Raw genomic sequence first — 14291 nt, 5'->3', positions numbered from 1 at the left:
GAGAAGCAAGCTTCTCTTCAAGTCCGCTCGACTTGCATGTATTAGGCATGCCGCCAGCGTTCGTCCTGAGCCAGGATCAAACTCTCCAATAAAGTATTGAAAAGAGCGATAAGCTCATTTTGAATCTGACGAGATTAAAAATCTCATTGTGCTCCAGTTTCCATACAGCCAGATGGCATGTACCAAAAACCTTCACACCATTCTGCAAGCAGAATGTTTACTCACTCGTTGTTCAGTTTTCAAAGATCAAACTTGTTTTTTTGTCACCAATTTGTCTCAGCGGCGACTTTTATAATATATCATACTTCGTTTGTTTTGGTCAAGCTTTTTTTGAAATTATTTTTGAAGTTCATAATTAACTTCATTTGTTTCAAGCAAAGTGTGTAACCAAGCAAGCAAAGCAACGAGATATAATGTACCATATATCTCGCTATATAGTCAACTACCCAAATAAAGAAATTTTTAACCCCAATAACAGACCGACCCCCGGGAGTCCCAGAACAGTAACAGTACCTATTGTTGCAGGGTTTAACGGGATATAAACTCCTGTTATCCAACCTGAGTAATTTACGATATATATCCCAGCGGCGGCAAGCACCACATGAATTCCGATTGATGCAAAGATTGATAACCCTAAGCGCTTTCTAAACAAAACAAATAGCAGCGCCAACATAGAGGCAACCAATATGCTTCCCAGAATAACACTCTTCATACACTCCACCTCCAGCTATATATAAAATCACCTGTATACTCAGCCACCTTAATTTAATTACACACTAAGTTCTCGATCAGTAGCAGCCATATCTATACCGCTCAACCGTTTGGCCCGCTTCAAATGAATTTGGTATTTCCTCTCGGCCGCTTCAAGCACATAGATGGCATAATCGATCTCATCCTCTCCCAGAGCGTCCTCAAACTGTCTCATCGCACGTTCCCACTCTTGTTTAGCCTTCTGCACATCCGCATAAACCAACTCCGCCTCTAGTTCCGCCAGTTCTCTCTTTCTTCCATCCTCCAAGCTACGTTTTTTTCGCCATATCAACATAAACACCCTCCCTTTTCCATGCGTATAGCACACTCTCATACATATCAAGGAAGGGACAAACTTAGAACTTGGACATTTACTTTTAAAATAAAAAAGAGAGAGCCCACGGCTCTCTCTTGCAATATAATCAACTTATCGGATTGCCTTCTATAAGAACGTCACTCTTATCAAATTCACAAGCAACAAGATACATTAGCGCATCTCCCTGCGTCCTTCCAGTGCCTTTGAAAGGGTAACTTCATCTGCATACTCCAGATCCCCACCTACGGGTAATCCATGGGCAATACGGGTAACACTAATTTCAAACGGACGCACTAGGCGGGAAATATACATTGCCGTAGCCTCGCCCTCAATATTGGGGTTTGTGGCCAAAATCAATTCTTTTACCCGCTCATCACTCAAACGAGTCAACAGCTCTTTCAAGCGTATATCATCCGGACCAATTCCCTCCATTGGAGAAATCGCCCCCTGCAACACATGGTAGTACCCATCGAATTCCTTAGTCCGCTCCATAGCTACCAGATCTTTCGAATCTTGGACTACACAGATGACAGACACATCTCTCGACTTATCCTGACATATCCGGCAAGGGTCCGTATCTGTAATATTACAGCATACAGAACAGTAATGGAGATTACGCTTCACGCTCACGAGCGCTTTGGCAAAATCAATAACGTCATCTTCCTTCATGTTAAGCACATGAAAAGCTAAACGCGCCGCTGTCTTTGGCCCCACCCCAGGAAGACGGGTAAAGGCATCAATAAGCTTGGCTATCGGTTCAGGATAATACAATCGGTTGAGTCTCCTTTTGACAGGATCAGTTTATATTAAAATAACCCCGGAATTTTCATGCCGCCCGTGAATTTACCCATATCCTGATTCGCAATTTCATCTGCTTTGGTTAAAGCATCATTCACAGCAGTCATGACAAGGTCTTGAAGCATTTCAACGTCATCCGGGTCTACGGCTTCAGGCTTGATCGTAATGGAAAGCAGTTTTTTATGTCCGTTAACTTCAGCAGTTACCACTCCGCCGCCAGAAGTTCCTTGAACCGTTTTGTCCGCGAGTTCTTCCTGCGCCTTCAGCATTTGCTCCTGCATTTTCTTCACTTGTTTCATCATTTGGTTCATGTTATTCATATCCGTCATCTCCTTTAATATAGTTATCTCAAATTATACACATCACTTCGTAATGTACTACTCTTTAATGACTACGAGATCTTCCCCAAATAACTGAATAGCTTCATCAATCCAAGGCTGTTTATCGCCTGAACCACCGTCTTCATGCTCCGGTTCAAGCTTAAAATCCTCCTTTGGCGTTTCAGAAGCTCCTTCCATCGCACCCGTCCAGTCTCTAAGCATCATCGTCACAAGTCGAGCCGGACGCCCAAGCTGTTCGGAAAGTACCCGCTCAATGACATCACGATTCGCCTGTTTCTCCGTCGTTTCACGGTGGATGTTGTTCTTAAAAGCAACCAGCACATTATCTTCGAGAAGCGAAACTGGCTCTCCATCCATAAACCAGGCATGAACCGTAACCTTCTCCTCTTTGACACGTTGCAAAATCTGGCTCCACTTTTTACTGATTTCGGCGAATTCGGGAGATCCTTTGCGAGCAATATATTGATCCAAATTTGCTGGAAGCTTCACCGGGGCGTTAGCCCTTGACATTGGCGCACGTGTTGCCGGTCGTGCAGGAGCATTTGAAGCCGCATCCCCACCCGAAAGACCACTCTTGAGCGCCCGATCAAGCTTTTTCTCCAACTCAGCAAGTTGCTGTTTCAATCGGTTGATCTCTCCAGCATCAGCAGGTGCTGAAGGAGAAGGCACCCCAGCCGATGAAGCCACTCCTCCCGAAGCCGGGATACTACACAGTTTAAGCAAAGCCACTTCAAATAATGTCTGGGGCTGAACCGCATATTTCATCTCACTCTGGTACCGATTCAGCGTATCGATCATCTGAAACAACTGTTCCTTCGTAAACGATTCCGCCATATCTCGAAACGATTCCGGGTTCAACACCCGATCCGTCAGTTTGTCCGCATCTGGCACCATTTTGATCATCAGCAAATCCCGGAAATAATAGAGCAGATTCTCCATACATTTGTCTGCACTCTTGCCTTCATGCATAAAGCCTTCGATCATCTGCAAAATATGACCGACATCCCCTTTGAGCAAGGAGGATGCGAGCTTAGCAAATTGTTCTGAAGGAATACCGCCTGTCATATCCATAACCTGCTGGTACGTTACTCGCCCATCGGTAAATGATGAGATTTGATCCAGCACACTAAGTGCATCCCTCATCCCGCCATCAGATAGACGGGCAATGTACTGAAGCGCATCTTGATCCGCTTCCATCCCTTCCTGTTCACAGATCAAAGCCAATCTGGCTGTCTGTTCTTCCAGAGATACACGGCGAAAATCAAATCGCTGACAGCGCGATATAATGGTAGCAGGCAGACGATGCGGTTCTGTCGTTGCCAAAATAAACATCACATGTGGCGGCGGCTCTTCCAGTGTTTTGAGCAAAGCATTGAACGCCTCTGTCGTCAACATGTGCACTTCATCAATAATATAAACCTTCTGCCGGACTTCGGTAGGGGCATATTTCACCTTTTCCCGAAGATCGCGGATCTCCTCGACGCCTCGATTGGATGCAGCATCAATCTCCTGTACATCCATAACAGCGCCGTTCGTAATTCGGCGGCAAGCCTCACATTCGTTACAAGGCTCAGTTGCAGGTCCGCGTTCACAGTTTACAGCTTTGGCCAATATTTTGGCCGCACTTGTCTTCCCCGTCCCTCGGGGACCGCTAAACAAATAAGCATGGGAGGTCCGCTGTTCACGAATCGCGTTCTGCAAGGTCTGAATAATATGTTGTTGTCCCACCATATCCTGGAACGACTGAGGACGCCACGCCCGGTATAACGCGATATGCTCCATGATGCGTTACCTTCCTTCCACTTCGCATTCGAGTCCGTTGTCGTCACCCCATTATACTATATTCCAGAGTGAATCCAAACTTTATCTGACTCATTTCATGCGCAGTTTTTTTCAACATATCAAAAAAAGACCCCTGCATTCATACTGATGCAAAGGTCTCTACATTTAAAAAGTTAAGCCGTGCACCTGCTATCGATATTTGCGATCCAAGCGGCACCCCTGAACAATAGCTCGGGCTAGGCAACCCTCCGGCACAAGAGTGGTCTCACTTATGGCTGCTTCCTTCCGGACCTGACCAGGTTCATGAGTACTCATTGCGGAGGACCCAACCGTCAACACCACGTTCAGGGACCAAACCTCACATCGACAAAACCTCTAACAGGAATTCAACCTCGCTATAGCGGATTGCGAGTTACAGGGCACCGCTACCTCCCCATCTAGCACGGTAAGAAATAGTATAACGCAAGGTAGTCCAAAATGCAACCGGCTGGAAAATGGAAACCACTTGCTTCTCTGCATAAGTAACTAAAAACCCCTGCCAAAATAGCAGGGGTGATTGGGATACAATAATTAGACAATTCACAAGGAATTGTACGATTAGATTCCGTATTTCTTTTTGAAACGATCCACACGGCCGCCAGCATCGATAAACTTCTGTTTACCTGTGAAGAACGGGTGGCACGCGGAGCAAATCTCTACACGAAGTCCGTCTTTAACCGAACCAGTCTCAAAAGTATTACCGCATGCGCAGGATACTTGACCAATCGTGTATTTAGGATGAATTGCTTCTTTCATTACCTTTCACCTCTTTCCGCCCTGAGCCTCAAGCGGACCCAGAGTAAATGGCACAACACAGCAGATTATAACACGGCCTAAACCCGGTTGCAATCTAATTCATTCAAGAGGTAATCAGCTTTTTAGGGCGAGCCATCCCTGCTGGTGGAACATGCGTATACGACCCGATGACAACATCCGGCAACTCTTCCGCAAAAATCTCCAGCATCTGCTTCATTCCCAAAATATCGCCCTGTGCCGGTGGAATTAACTCCAAATAGCTCTCCGGGTCTATATTCAGGTTACGCATCTGAATCAATCGCAGGTTGGTGCGGCGTGCAAATTCAATCATTGCCTCAATCTCTTCCTCACGATCCGTTACACCCGGGAAGATTAAATAGTTAATGGAAGTATATACTCCCTGCTCTGCAGCGTACTTCATGGACTTTTCCACATTAGCCAGTGTATATCCACGAGGTTTGTAATATGCGTTGTAATGGTCATCCAGTGCACTGATCGTACTCACACGCATCAGATCCAGCCCTGCATCCACAATGCCGCGAATATGATCATTCAAGCCAGCATTGGTATTGATGTTGATATACCCCATATCCGTAATGGAGCGCACTTCGCGAATAGCTTCGATAATCAGCTTGGCTTGTGTGGAAGGTTCCCCCTCACATCCCTGTCCGAAGCTAATAATTGATTCAGGTGTTTTCAGATGTTCCAGCATCACTTCAACGATCTCGTCCACACGAGGACGGAAATTCATCCGTGTCTGCGGTGATACAAAACCACTGTCATCCGGCTGTTCAGAGATACAACCAAAACAGCCAGCATTACATGAGTACGATACAGGAACGCCACCTTCCCAGCGATTCAAGAATGTGTTGGAAGACGTCAGACACTCATAACCCAATGCACAGTTGGACAGGTGGGTGTACAATCGGTTCTCTGGATACTTCTCCGTAAACCGTTTAACACCGGAGCGCACATCGTCACGATCACAGTTCATCGGATTCCACTTCTCCGGAATATCGGACTGGGAAGCCGTAACGTAGAAACCGCCATCTTTCCAAACGACAGCCGAGTATCCAAACAACGGCAGCTTGTATTCCTTATCCGTTTTTACATAACCCGGCAAACAAAGACGCGTAAAACCTTGCGGCAATAGTGCACCTACGGCTTGTGTATCACTCGGCAAAGGCAACATCTCGCCTGTATCCGGGTCCATACCAATAGGACGGGTGCTTGGAAGACCAACCAATGTTGCACCATCCGGCAGAGGAATCAACTCATCCTCCATTATCTCCACAATCATATCTCCGCTGCGGGCGAGTCCGTACAGGGAAGGATGATCAAAAACATTGCCTTTTTCATCTGCGTATACTAAATACATGATGTTCTCCTCACATCTATTGGGTTAAACCTGACGACGAGTATATTATATTGCAGTCAGTACATAGTATAGTCACCCACATCATTATCTTACAACGATTATGGCTACGTTATACGAATCCAAACTGCAATTCAAATGTTAATTCGATGTTCCTGATGTAGCCGTTTGTCTTGGGGAACGGCGAGTTGTCGTCGTTCCAGCATTGCTGGAGGGCGCATTTCCAGCCGCATCAAACGCAGCCAGGAACTCGGCATTCGTTTTACTGTTGCGTAGTTTCTTCAGGAAACCTTCAACGAAGTCATGGGAATCATTCATATTTTTACGAATAGCCCAGATCGTATCCAGCTCTTCCTTGCTAAGCAGTACCTCTTCACGGCGTGTACCGGAACGGCGAATATCGATGGCAGGGAAAATACGGCGTTCAGCCAATTTGCGATCCAGATGAAGCTCCATATTACCCGTACCTTTAAATTCTTCATAAATGATGTCATCCATACGTGATCCCGTATCAATCAACGCTGTTGCCAAAATGGTCAAACTGCCGCCTTCCTCTACATTACGAGCAGAACCAAAGAAACGCTTTGGACGATGGAATGCTGCTGGATCAATACCACCACTTAGTGTACGTCCAGATGGCGGAATCACCAGGTTATACGCACGGGCCAGACGTGTAATACTATCCAGCAAAATAACGACATCCTTTTTGGCTTCGACCAAACGCAGTGCACGCTCCAGCACCAGTTCCGCTACTTTAATATGATTCTCGGGCAGCTCATCAAACGTGGAAGCAACAACTTCCCCTTTTACCGAACGAGACATATCCGTTACTTCTTCTGGACGTTCATCAATCAACAGGACAAAAAGTTCAATTTCTGGATTGTTAGTTGAGATGCTGTTGGCAATTTCTTTGAGGAGAAGCGTTTTACCGGCTTTGGGAGGTGCTACGATCAATCCACGTTGTCCCAACCCTACAGGGGCAAGCACATCCATAATACGTGTGGATAAATGGCTCGGGGATGTTTCAAGAACCAGTTTCTTCTGCGGATACAGTGGGGTTAATGCCGGGAAGTGAAGTCTCTCCGCAGCCGCCGATGGATTCTCACCATTTACAGCGTTAACTTGCAATAAACCGAAATATCTCTCATTTTCTTTTGGCGTGCGACACTTACCTGATACAAGGTCACCCGTCCGTAAATCAAACTTGCGAATCTGTGAAGCCGAGATATAAATATCTTCTGTACTTGGTAAATAGTTGATTGGCCTCAAAAAGCCGTAACCTTCAGGTAAAATCTCGAGCACACCCTGCATAAACATCAAACCACTTTGTTCCGCTTGTGCACGGAGTATAGCAAAGATTAATTCTTTCTTTTTAAGGGTCCCGTAATAAGGAATCTGGTATTTTTTCGCCAGCTTATAGAGGTCCGTTAATTTCATTTCTTCCAAATCGGAAATTTGCAGATCCATATAATAACCACCTATTCAATTAATGAGTCCGTGAAATGGATAGTTTCGTTAGCTAATTCAAGCTATAGAAAGCAGTTCTAACCACAATCTCTTCTATCCATTGTACGGAATGTAACCGTTATAATGCAAATACCTGTCTTGGTGTGTAATTTTCCGGGTGGAATGGCCATTACATGGCATAATCCTTAATGAGTGAACTCCAAACATGGGGCGATCGATCCGGGAAGACCGGCTATGAAGCGCAGGTTCAAACAAATCCGGGGATTGGAGAAAGGGAATGATTTTCAAAAACAATATAAGGAATGATGTGTTCATAAAGCCTTATGATGTTTATTTCAAAAAAAGACCCTCCGGAACAAGAACCTGTTACAGTTCATCATATCCGGAAGAAAATGCAAAATCTATTAGAATAGTTTACCCCATTCTACTATAGGTTATGCAGCATCGCTATAAAACACGCTTCAAGCGGAATATTTACGATGCTGCCTAGTTGAAATCCTTATTCGGTTTCCCTCCACACGTCTGCACCAAGCAAACGTAAATTGGTCACCAAATGATCGTATCCTCGATCAATAAACTCAACCCCCGTCACCTCAGTAACTCCTTCACTGACGGTGAGTCCCGCTATGACTAATGCTGCACCAGCACGAAGATCTGACGCTTTTACTTTAGCCGCGTTCAGTGCACTACCTTCAATAATGGCTGATCGCCCTTCCACACGAATTTTGGCACCCATACGAACCAGCTCAGGCACATGTTTGAACCGATTGCTGTATACAAAGTCGCTCAGTACACTTACACCGTTCGCTTGTGTTAATACACTGGTCATCGGGGACTGCAGATCGGTTGGGAAGCCCGGATATACCAATGCCTTCACATCGACATGGCTGTACTTTGGCTGTCCAATGACCCGAATACTTTCGTCCAGTTCCTCGATACCCACTCCCATCTCCAGCAACTTGGCTGTTAAAGCCTCCAGATGTTTGGGAATGACATTATCAATGAGTACATCTCCGCGTGTGGCCGCCGCAGCGATCATATACGTGCCCGCTTGAATCCGATCCGGGATAATGGAGTGACGACAACCCTTTAGCTCCGAAACTCCTTCGATTCGAATCGTTTCTGTACCTGCACCTTTGATGCTGGCCCCCATAGAATTCAAAAGTGTTGCTACATCTATAATCTCAGGCTCTTTAGCCGCATTTTCAATAATTGTAGAGCCTTTGGCACGAGTGGCCGCCAGCATAATGTTGATGGTTGCACCAACACTGCTTACATCAAGATATATTTTAGCTCCGCGTAGCTCTTTGGCATACAAATGGATAGAGCCGTGCTCATTTGTTACGGTTGCGCCAAGCGCTTCAAACCCTTTGATATGTTGATCAATTGGACGAGGTTCAAAATTACAACCTCCGGGCAAACCTATTGTTGCTTCTTTAAAACGTCCAAGCAGTGCTCCCATCATATAATATGAAGCACGAAGCTTCTTCACAGGACCGTTTGGCATAGGAATTGATTTAATATCGGAAGGATCAATTTTCATCTGACTGCCTTCCCAAGTCACACGCGCTCCGAGTTCCTCCAAAATTTCTGCATATACAGCCACGTCACTGAGTAATGGCAAGTTATCGAGCACGACCTCTGACTCGGCAAGCAATGCTGCAGGAATAAGCGCAATGGCGCTGTTTTTGGCGCCGCTTATAGTTACAGTTCCCTGTAACGGACGTCCGCCACTAATCATTAATTTTTCCATAAAGCTTAATGTCCCCCTACGTGTTTTGCAGCCGATGAACGGCAATACGTGCTGATGGCTAACGATGTAGAAATAAGGTGTGAAAATGGAAAGACACCGGCTAGGCGGTGTTCTTCCATTTCACAGTATGGAACTTTTAAAGATAAATTACGCTTTGTTGTTGGAACCAAACTCACGGATTTTACCTTTAACTGTTTCTTTGATTGCTTCACGGCCTGGTACGATGAACGTACGTGGATCGTAAGCGTTTGGTTTTGCTGCAAGCACTTCACGAACTGCTTTTGTGAACGAGATTTGGTTCTCTGTGTTCACGTTGATTTTGGAAGTACCCAGGGAGATTGCTTTATCGATATCGTGCTTAGGAATACCTGTACCACCGTGCAATACCAGTGGAACTTGTACCGCGTCACGAACTTCTTCCATTTCTTTGAAACCGAGGTTTGGCTCGCCTTGGTAAGGACCGTGAACGGAACCCAGAGCTGGTGCCAAAGTATCGATACCTGTTTCTTTAACGATGCGGATACATTCGTTCAGGTCAGCGTATTGAATACCACCGATAACGTCGTCTTCTTGTCCGCCTACAGTACCAACTTCAGCTTCTACAGAAACGCCTTTAGCGTGTGCATATTCAACTACTTTTTTAGTCATTTCGATGTTCTCATCGATTGGGTGATGGGAACCGTCGATCATAACGGATGTAAAGCCAGCATCGATTGCTTCTTTACATTTGTCGAAGCTTGAACCGTGATCCAGGTGAATTGCAACTGGTACGGAAATTTTCATGTCAATCAAGAGTCCTTCTACCATTTTAACTACAGTAGTAAAGCCGCCCATGTGACGCGCTGCACCTTCGGATACGCCCAGAATTACTGGGGATTTCTCTTCTTCAGCGGCAGCAAGAATCGCTTGAGTCCACTCAAGGTTGTTGATGTTGTATTGACCAACTGCGTATTTTCCTTCAAGTGCTTTGTTCAACATGTCTGTCATAGATACTAATGGCATGGTTTCAATCCTCCTAGGGGTTTGGGTTGTGTCTATGGTTTTTAGCCGAAATCACATACGGGCTTATTATACCACATCCCATGTCAAATACTAAACAAGCTTTTGCAAAAATGCTGTGCTTTGCAGCACAGTTTTCACAGACAAGGGATGATGGCGTTACCATTTCCAATATTCCCTACACAAACAGGTGAAATACCCCATTTTCTCATGATGACATGCAGCTGTTAGGCTGACGCAAAAAAATCCTGTATCAACAGGATTTAGCTGCACTTGTTCGCAGCACCATTGCGAAGTTGCATATTGACGGCCACACGCATCTCATCAATATCAAACGGTTTCGTAAAATGCATGAGTGCGCCAAGATCGGTAGCTTCCTTAATCATGTCAAGTTCTCCATACGCCGTCATCATAATAACCTTGATGTCAGGGTCAATCTCTTTGATATGCTTCAGTATTTCAAGCCCATCCATTCCTGGAATTTTCATGTCCAGCAAAACCAGGTCCGGCTTGTCTTTATTGACGATTTCGAGCGCAATTTTGCCGTTCGCCGCCTGAAATGTGTTATACCCTTCGCTGCTGAACACTTCCATCAGTAGAATACGAATACCGTTTTGGTCATCGACAATCAGAACTTTTTTCTCTTCCACGCTGTAACCTCCTAGAATTAGGAAAGCATATACACATTACATCTGGATAACTATCCCATAGTCGTCATGATAAGTATTCTACCTCTTCCAGTAAAATCCTTCTACTATCTCAAACCTCTTCCACATAAATCCTTCCATTATCTCAAATTGACAAAGAGTAAATCAATCTAGGTCTTTACTAAAAAGAAAAGGACGCTTCCGCGCTATAATAGCAGCCAGAAACATCCTTGTAATACTAGGTATTTTCAACGATTCAATTTATTATTTCTCCGCATTCTCCAGAGAAGCTTTCACGAACTCACGGAACAATGGTTGCGGACGGTTCGGACGGGAAGTGAATTCCGGATGGAACTGTACTGCCAAGAACCAAGGGTGTCCAGGAAGTTCCACAATTTCAACCAGGCGTCCATCCGGTGATGTACCGGAAATAACAAGACCTGCTTTTTCAATGGCTTCACGGTATTCATTGTTAAACTCATACCGGTGACGGTGTCTTTCATATACCAACTCATCGTCGTAACAAGACATTGCCAAAGAACCTTCCTGCAGCTTACAAGGGTACAGACCCAGACGCATCGTACCGCCCAGATTTTCGATATCTTTTTGCTCAGGCAACAGATCGATTACCGGAAACTCGGTAGCCGGATTAATCTCCGAACTGTTCGCACCGTTCAACCCAACAATGGAGCGTGCATATTCAATGACAGAAACCTGCATACCAAGGCAAATTCCGAAGAACGGAATATTTTTCTCACGGGCATAACGGATTGCTGATACTTTACCTTCAATACCGCGATCACCGAAGCCGCCAGGAACGAGAATACCACCAACGCCATGCAGCATATCGCCTACATTCTCATCGGTAATATCTTCAGAAGGAACCCAGCGAATCTTCACATCGGCATTGGATGCAAATCCTGCATGGGACAGGGACTCTACAACACTCAGGTACGCATCATGCAATGCAACATATTTACCAACGATCGCAATCTCAACCGTACGCTCCAGCTTGCTGATCCGGTTCACCAGACCTTCCCACTCGCTCATATCCGGTGCAGGAGTAGTCAGTTTCAGATGGTTAACCACGATCTCATCCAGACCTTCTTCACGAAGGTTAAGCGGTACTTCATACAGCGTGCTCGCATCGCGGCATTCCACGACTGCGTTCTCGTCGATATCACAGAAAAGTGCGATTTTGGCTTTCATATCTTTGGACAACTCATATTCCGTACGGCAAACGATAACGTTTGGTTGAATACCAATGCTGCGCAATTCCTTCACACTGTGTTGTGTCGGTTTTGTTTTGACTTCACCCGCTGCTTTGATATATGGAATCAGTGTAACGTGAATGTACATCACGTTGTCACGGCCTACATCACTCTTGATCTGACGAATTGCTTCCAGGAATGGCAAACTCTCGATGTCACCCACCGTACCGCCAATCTCGGTAATAACGACATCTGAACCCGCTTCACGTCCAGCTCGGAACACACGCTCTTTAATCTCGTTTGTAATATGTGGAATGACTTGAACTGTACCGCCCAGATACTCTCCGCGACGCTCTTTGCTGATTACAGAAGAGTACACTTTACCTGTCGTGACATTGCTGTTTTTGGAAAGATTGATGTCGATAAAACGTTCGTAGTGGCCCAGGTCCAAGTCCGTCTCTGCGCCATCATCCGTTACGAATACCTCACCATGTTGATAAGGACTCATGGTTCCCGGGTCAATGTTGATGTATGGATCGAATTTTTGGATCGTTACTTTGAGTCCTCTGTTCTTCAGCAATCTGCCCAGCGAGGCTGCCGTAATCCCTTTGCCCAGGGAGGACACAACTCCGCCCGTCACGAAAATATACTTTGTCACTGTTATTACCCTCCTAATATAAGTACAGAAATTCAGGCGATATATGGTGTTATCGTAACCCGTTTCCCAGGTAATCATCGTTAAAAAGAGCAATGGCAGAAATTAACTGCATCTGCGAACTGCTCTTTCCAGCGAAGACGGTTTTCACTAACACATCATTCCTGGCAAAAAATAATGCAAACTTTCCGGGAGCCTTCATCCACGCTTGTCCCACTCTAAACCTCGTCGGTAGTTCCAGTTTCGTTGTTTGAACATACAAAAAAACAGGCCGAAAAGGTTTGGCCGGGAGCAGTCGGAAAAGTAATCGTTTGGCATCATTCTGCCTCTAAAAATACAAAAAGAAAGTACTCCCGCAGGACGGGGCACTTTCTCTAAAAAACATAAATATATTGTCGCTCATTCATAAGCCCATGCAATAGTTTACCCGTTACCCCGTCTGCTGTCAAGGCTGACTATCGGGGAAAAACCGGGCAATTTTTCGTCAGCAAAAAGGATTACCGATTATCGGAATCGTCGTCAAATTCATCCTCGTCTTCGGACTCTTCATCGTCTTCATCGAGGTCTTCATCTTCCAGATCGTCATCTTCAACCAGCACTTCTTCTTCACTGTCATCTTCATCAAAGATGTCATCATCATCTTCATCTTCGTCTTCATCTTCGTCTTGATCATCATCTGTGCTGTCGAAGTCTTCGTCACTGTTGTAGCTATCGTCCTCTTCACCGAAGTCTTCGTCTTCCAGATCATCATCTTCATCGTTGATGATACGCGGACGCTTCGCACCTGTCATGGAATCTTCCGATCCAGCAACCGGATACCAGCGTTTCAATCCCCACAGACTCGTACCGACGCAAGCAAAACGGCCATCGATATTAATTTCGGTATAAAGCTGGGCGATATACTCGTTGATCTCTTCATCTGTCATTCCGCGCTGTTTCGCTACCTCATTCATCAAATCCCGGTAGTAATACGGCGTATTAGCCGCTTTCAGCACCATAAAGGCCAGATCCACCAAAGGGATCTCTCTTACCTTTTCTTTATCAATTTTCAAATTGAGCGAGGTACTCACTAAAGACACTTCCTCTCACACATAATTCGCATTATATCCCCTGCAAACTGGATCGTTACGTATAACATATCCATTAACAAACCTAAGTAAAACCTATTTAGCGTTAAAAAGCAAGTTTTTATGTAAGCATGTCCCATATTTACACTTTCATCCTTTGATCCATATCCCGATCTCCTCATTTGGATGAACAGAATGAATAAGTAACGAATAAACACCATGGCCGCTGCCACCAGGAACAAAGCAAAAATGATATGTAAAAGACGGAGTCCCCTCCGCCTTCTGACTGTATACCCTCGTAGGATTGCTCCTCACCAGGTTCCCCGCAAGAGCCC

Annotated in this window: 13 protein-coding genes, 1 rRNA gene and 1 other RNA gene; all 15 read right to left on the bottom strand. The window is 45.3% G+C overall.

Annotated features, from left to right (window positions below):
- Positions 1 to 92 (bottom strand): 16S ribosomal RNA (locus ABIE27_RS30035); the annotation flags it as partial.
- A 350-nt stretch (positions 93 to 442) separates the two neighbouring features.
- Complete coding sequence (locus ABIE27_RS30030; protein ID WP_123067139.1) at positions 443 to 712, bottom strand: pro-sigmaK processing inhibitor BofA family protein; 270 nt, start codon at positions 710 to 712, stop codon at positions 443 to 445.
- Between the two features lie 57 nt (positions 713 to 769).
- Positions 770 to 1045, bottom strand: a complete 276-nt coding sequence (locus ABIE27_RS30025; RefSeq protein ID WP_123067140.1) for a DUF2508 family protein — start codon at positions 1043 to 1045, stop codon at positions 770 to 772.
- A gap of 192 nt (positions 1046 to 1237) precedes the next feature.
- Positions 1238 to 1837, bottom strand: a complete 600-nt coding sequence (gene recR, locus ABIE27_RS30020) for a recombination mediator RecR (protein WP_062329683.1) — start codon at positions 1835 to 1837, stop codon at positions 1238 to 1240.
- Positions 1838 to 1872: 35 nt separating this feature from the next.
- Positions 1873 to 2184: a YbaB/EbfC family nucleoid-associated protein gene (locus tag ABIE27_RS30015; protein WP_111273525.1), complete on the bottom strand. Its 312-nt coding sequence runs from the start codon at positions 2182 to 2184 to the stop codon at positions 1873 to 1875.
- Between the two features lie 57 nt (positions 2185 to 2241).
- Entirely contained in the window at positions 2242 to 3987 is a 1746-nt protein-coding gene (dnaX, locus tag ABIE27_RS30010; RefSeq protein WP_123067141.1) for a DNA polymerase III subunit gamma/tau, read from the bottom strand.
- Between the two features lie 178 nt (positions 3988 to 4165).
- Positions 4166 to 4433, bottom strand: an RNA gene (ffs, locus tag ABIE27_RS30005) — signal recognition particle sRNA large type.
- A 151-nt stretch (positions 4434 to 4584) separates the two neighbouring features.
- A complete protein-coding gene (gene rpmE, locus ABIE27_RS30000) occupies positions 4585 to 4782 on the bottom strand; it encodes a 50S ribosomal protein L31 (protein WP_056698168.1) in 198 nt (65 codons plus the stop codon).
- Positions 4783 to 4885: 103 nt separating this feature from the next.
- Positions 4886 to 6160 (bottom strand): radical SAM protein, encoded by a 1275-nt coding sequence (locus tag ABIE27_RS29995; protein WP_429352158.1) that lies wholly within the window; start codon positions 6158 to 6160, stop codon positions 4886 to 4888.
- A gap of 138 nt (positions 6161 to 6298) precedes the next feature.
- Positions 6299 to 7624, bottom strand: a complete 1326-nt coding sequence (gene rho, locus ABIE27_RS29990) for a transcription termination factor Rho (RefSeq protein WP_090924861.1) — start codon at positions 7622 to 7624, stop codon at positions 6299 to 6301.
- Positions 7625 to 8123: 499 nt separating this feature from the next.
- Entirely contained in the window at positions 8124 to 9377 is a 1254-nt protein-coding gene (locus tag ABIE27_RS29985) for a UDP-N-acetylglucosamine 1-carboxyvinyltransferase (RefSeq protein ID WP_123067143.1), read from the bottom strand.
- 147 nt (positions 9378 to 9524) lie between these two features.
- On the bottom strand, positions 9525 to 10379 hold the full coding sequence (gene fba / locus ABIE27_RS29980; protein ID WP_123067144.1) for a class II fructose-1,6-bisphosphate aldolase: 855 nt from the start codon (positions 10377 to 10379) through the stop codon (positions 9525 to 9527).
- A 260-nt stretch (positions 10380 to 10639) separates the two neighbouring features.
- Positions 10640 to 11026, bottom strand: a complete 387-nt coding sequence (locus tag ABIE27_RS29975; RefSeq protein WP_090924863.1) for a response regulator — start codon at positions 11024 to 11026, stop codon at positions 10640 to 10642.
- 261 nt (positions 11027 to 11287) lie between these two features.
- Complete coding sequence (locus tag ABIE27_RS29970; RefSeq protein ID WP_123067145.1) at positions 11288 to 12892, bottom strand: CTP synthase; 1605 nt, start codon at positions 12890 to 12892, stop codon at positions 11288 to 11290.
- A 494-nt stretch (positions 12893 to 13386) separates the two neighbouring features.
- The gene (rpoE, locus tag ABIE27_RS29965; RefSeq protein ID WP_123067146.1) at positions 13387 to 13959 is read right to left on the bottom strand and encodes a DNA-directed RNA polymerase subunit delta; all 573 of its coding nucleotides are present in this window, start codon (positions 13957 to 13959) and stop codon (positions 13387 to 13389) included.
- Between the last annotated feature and the right edge of the window lie 332 nt (positions 13960 to 14291).

Source organism: Paenibacillus sp. 4624 (assembly GCF_050435065.1).
GTDB classification, from domain to species: domain Bacteria; phylum Bacillota; class Bacilli; order Paenibacillales; family Paenibacillaceae; genus Paenibacillus; species Paenibacillus amylolyticus_D.
The sequence above is the reverse complement of the archived record's forward strand: the minus strand, read 5'-3'. Positions and strand labels throughout refer to the sequence as shown.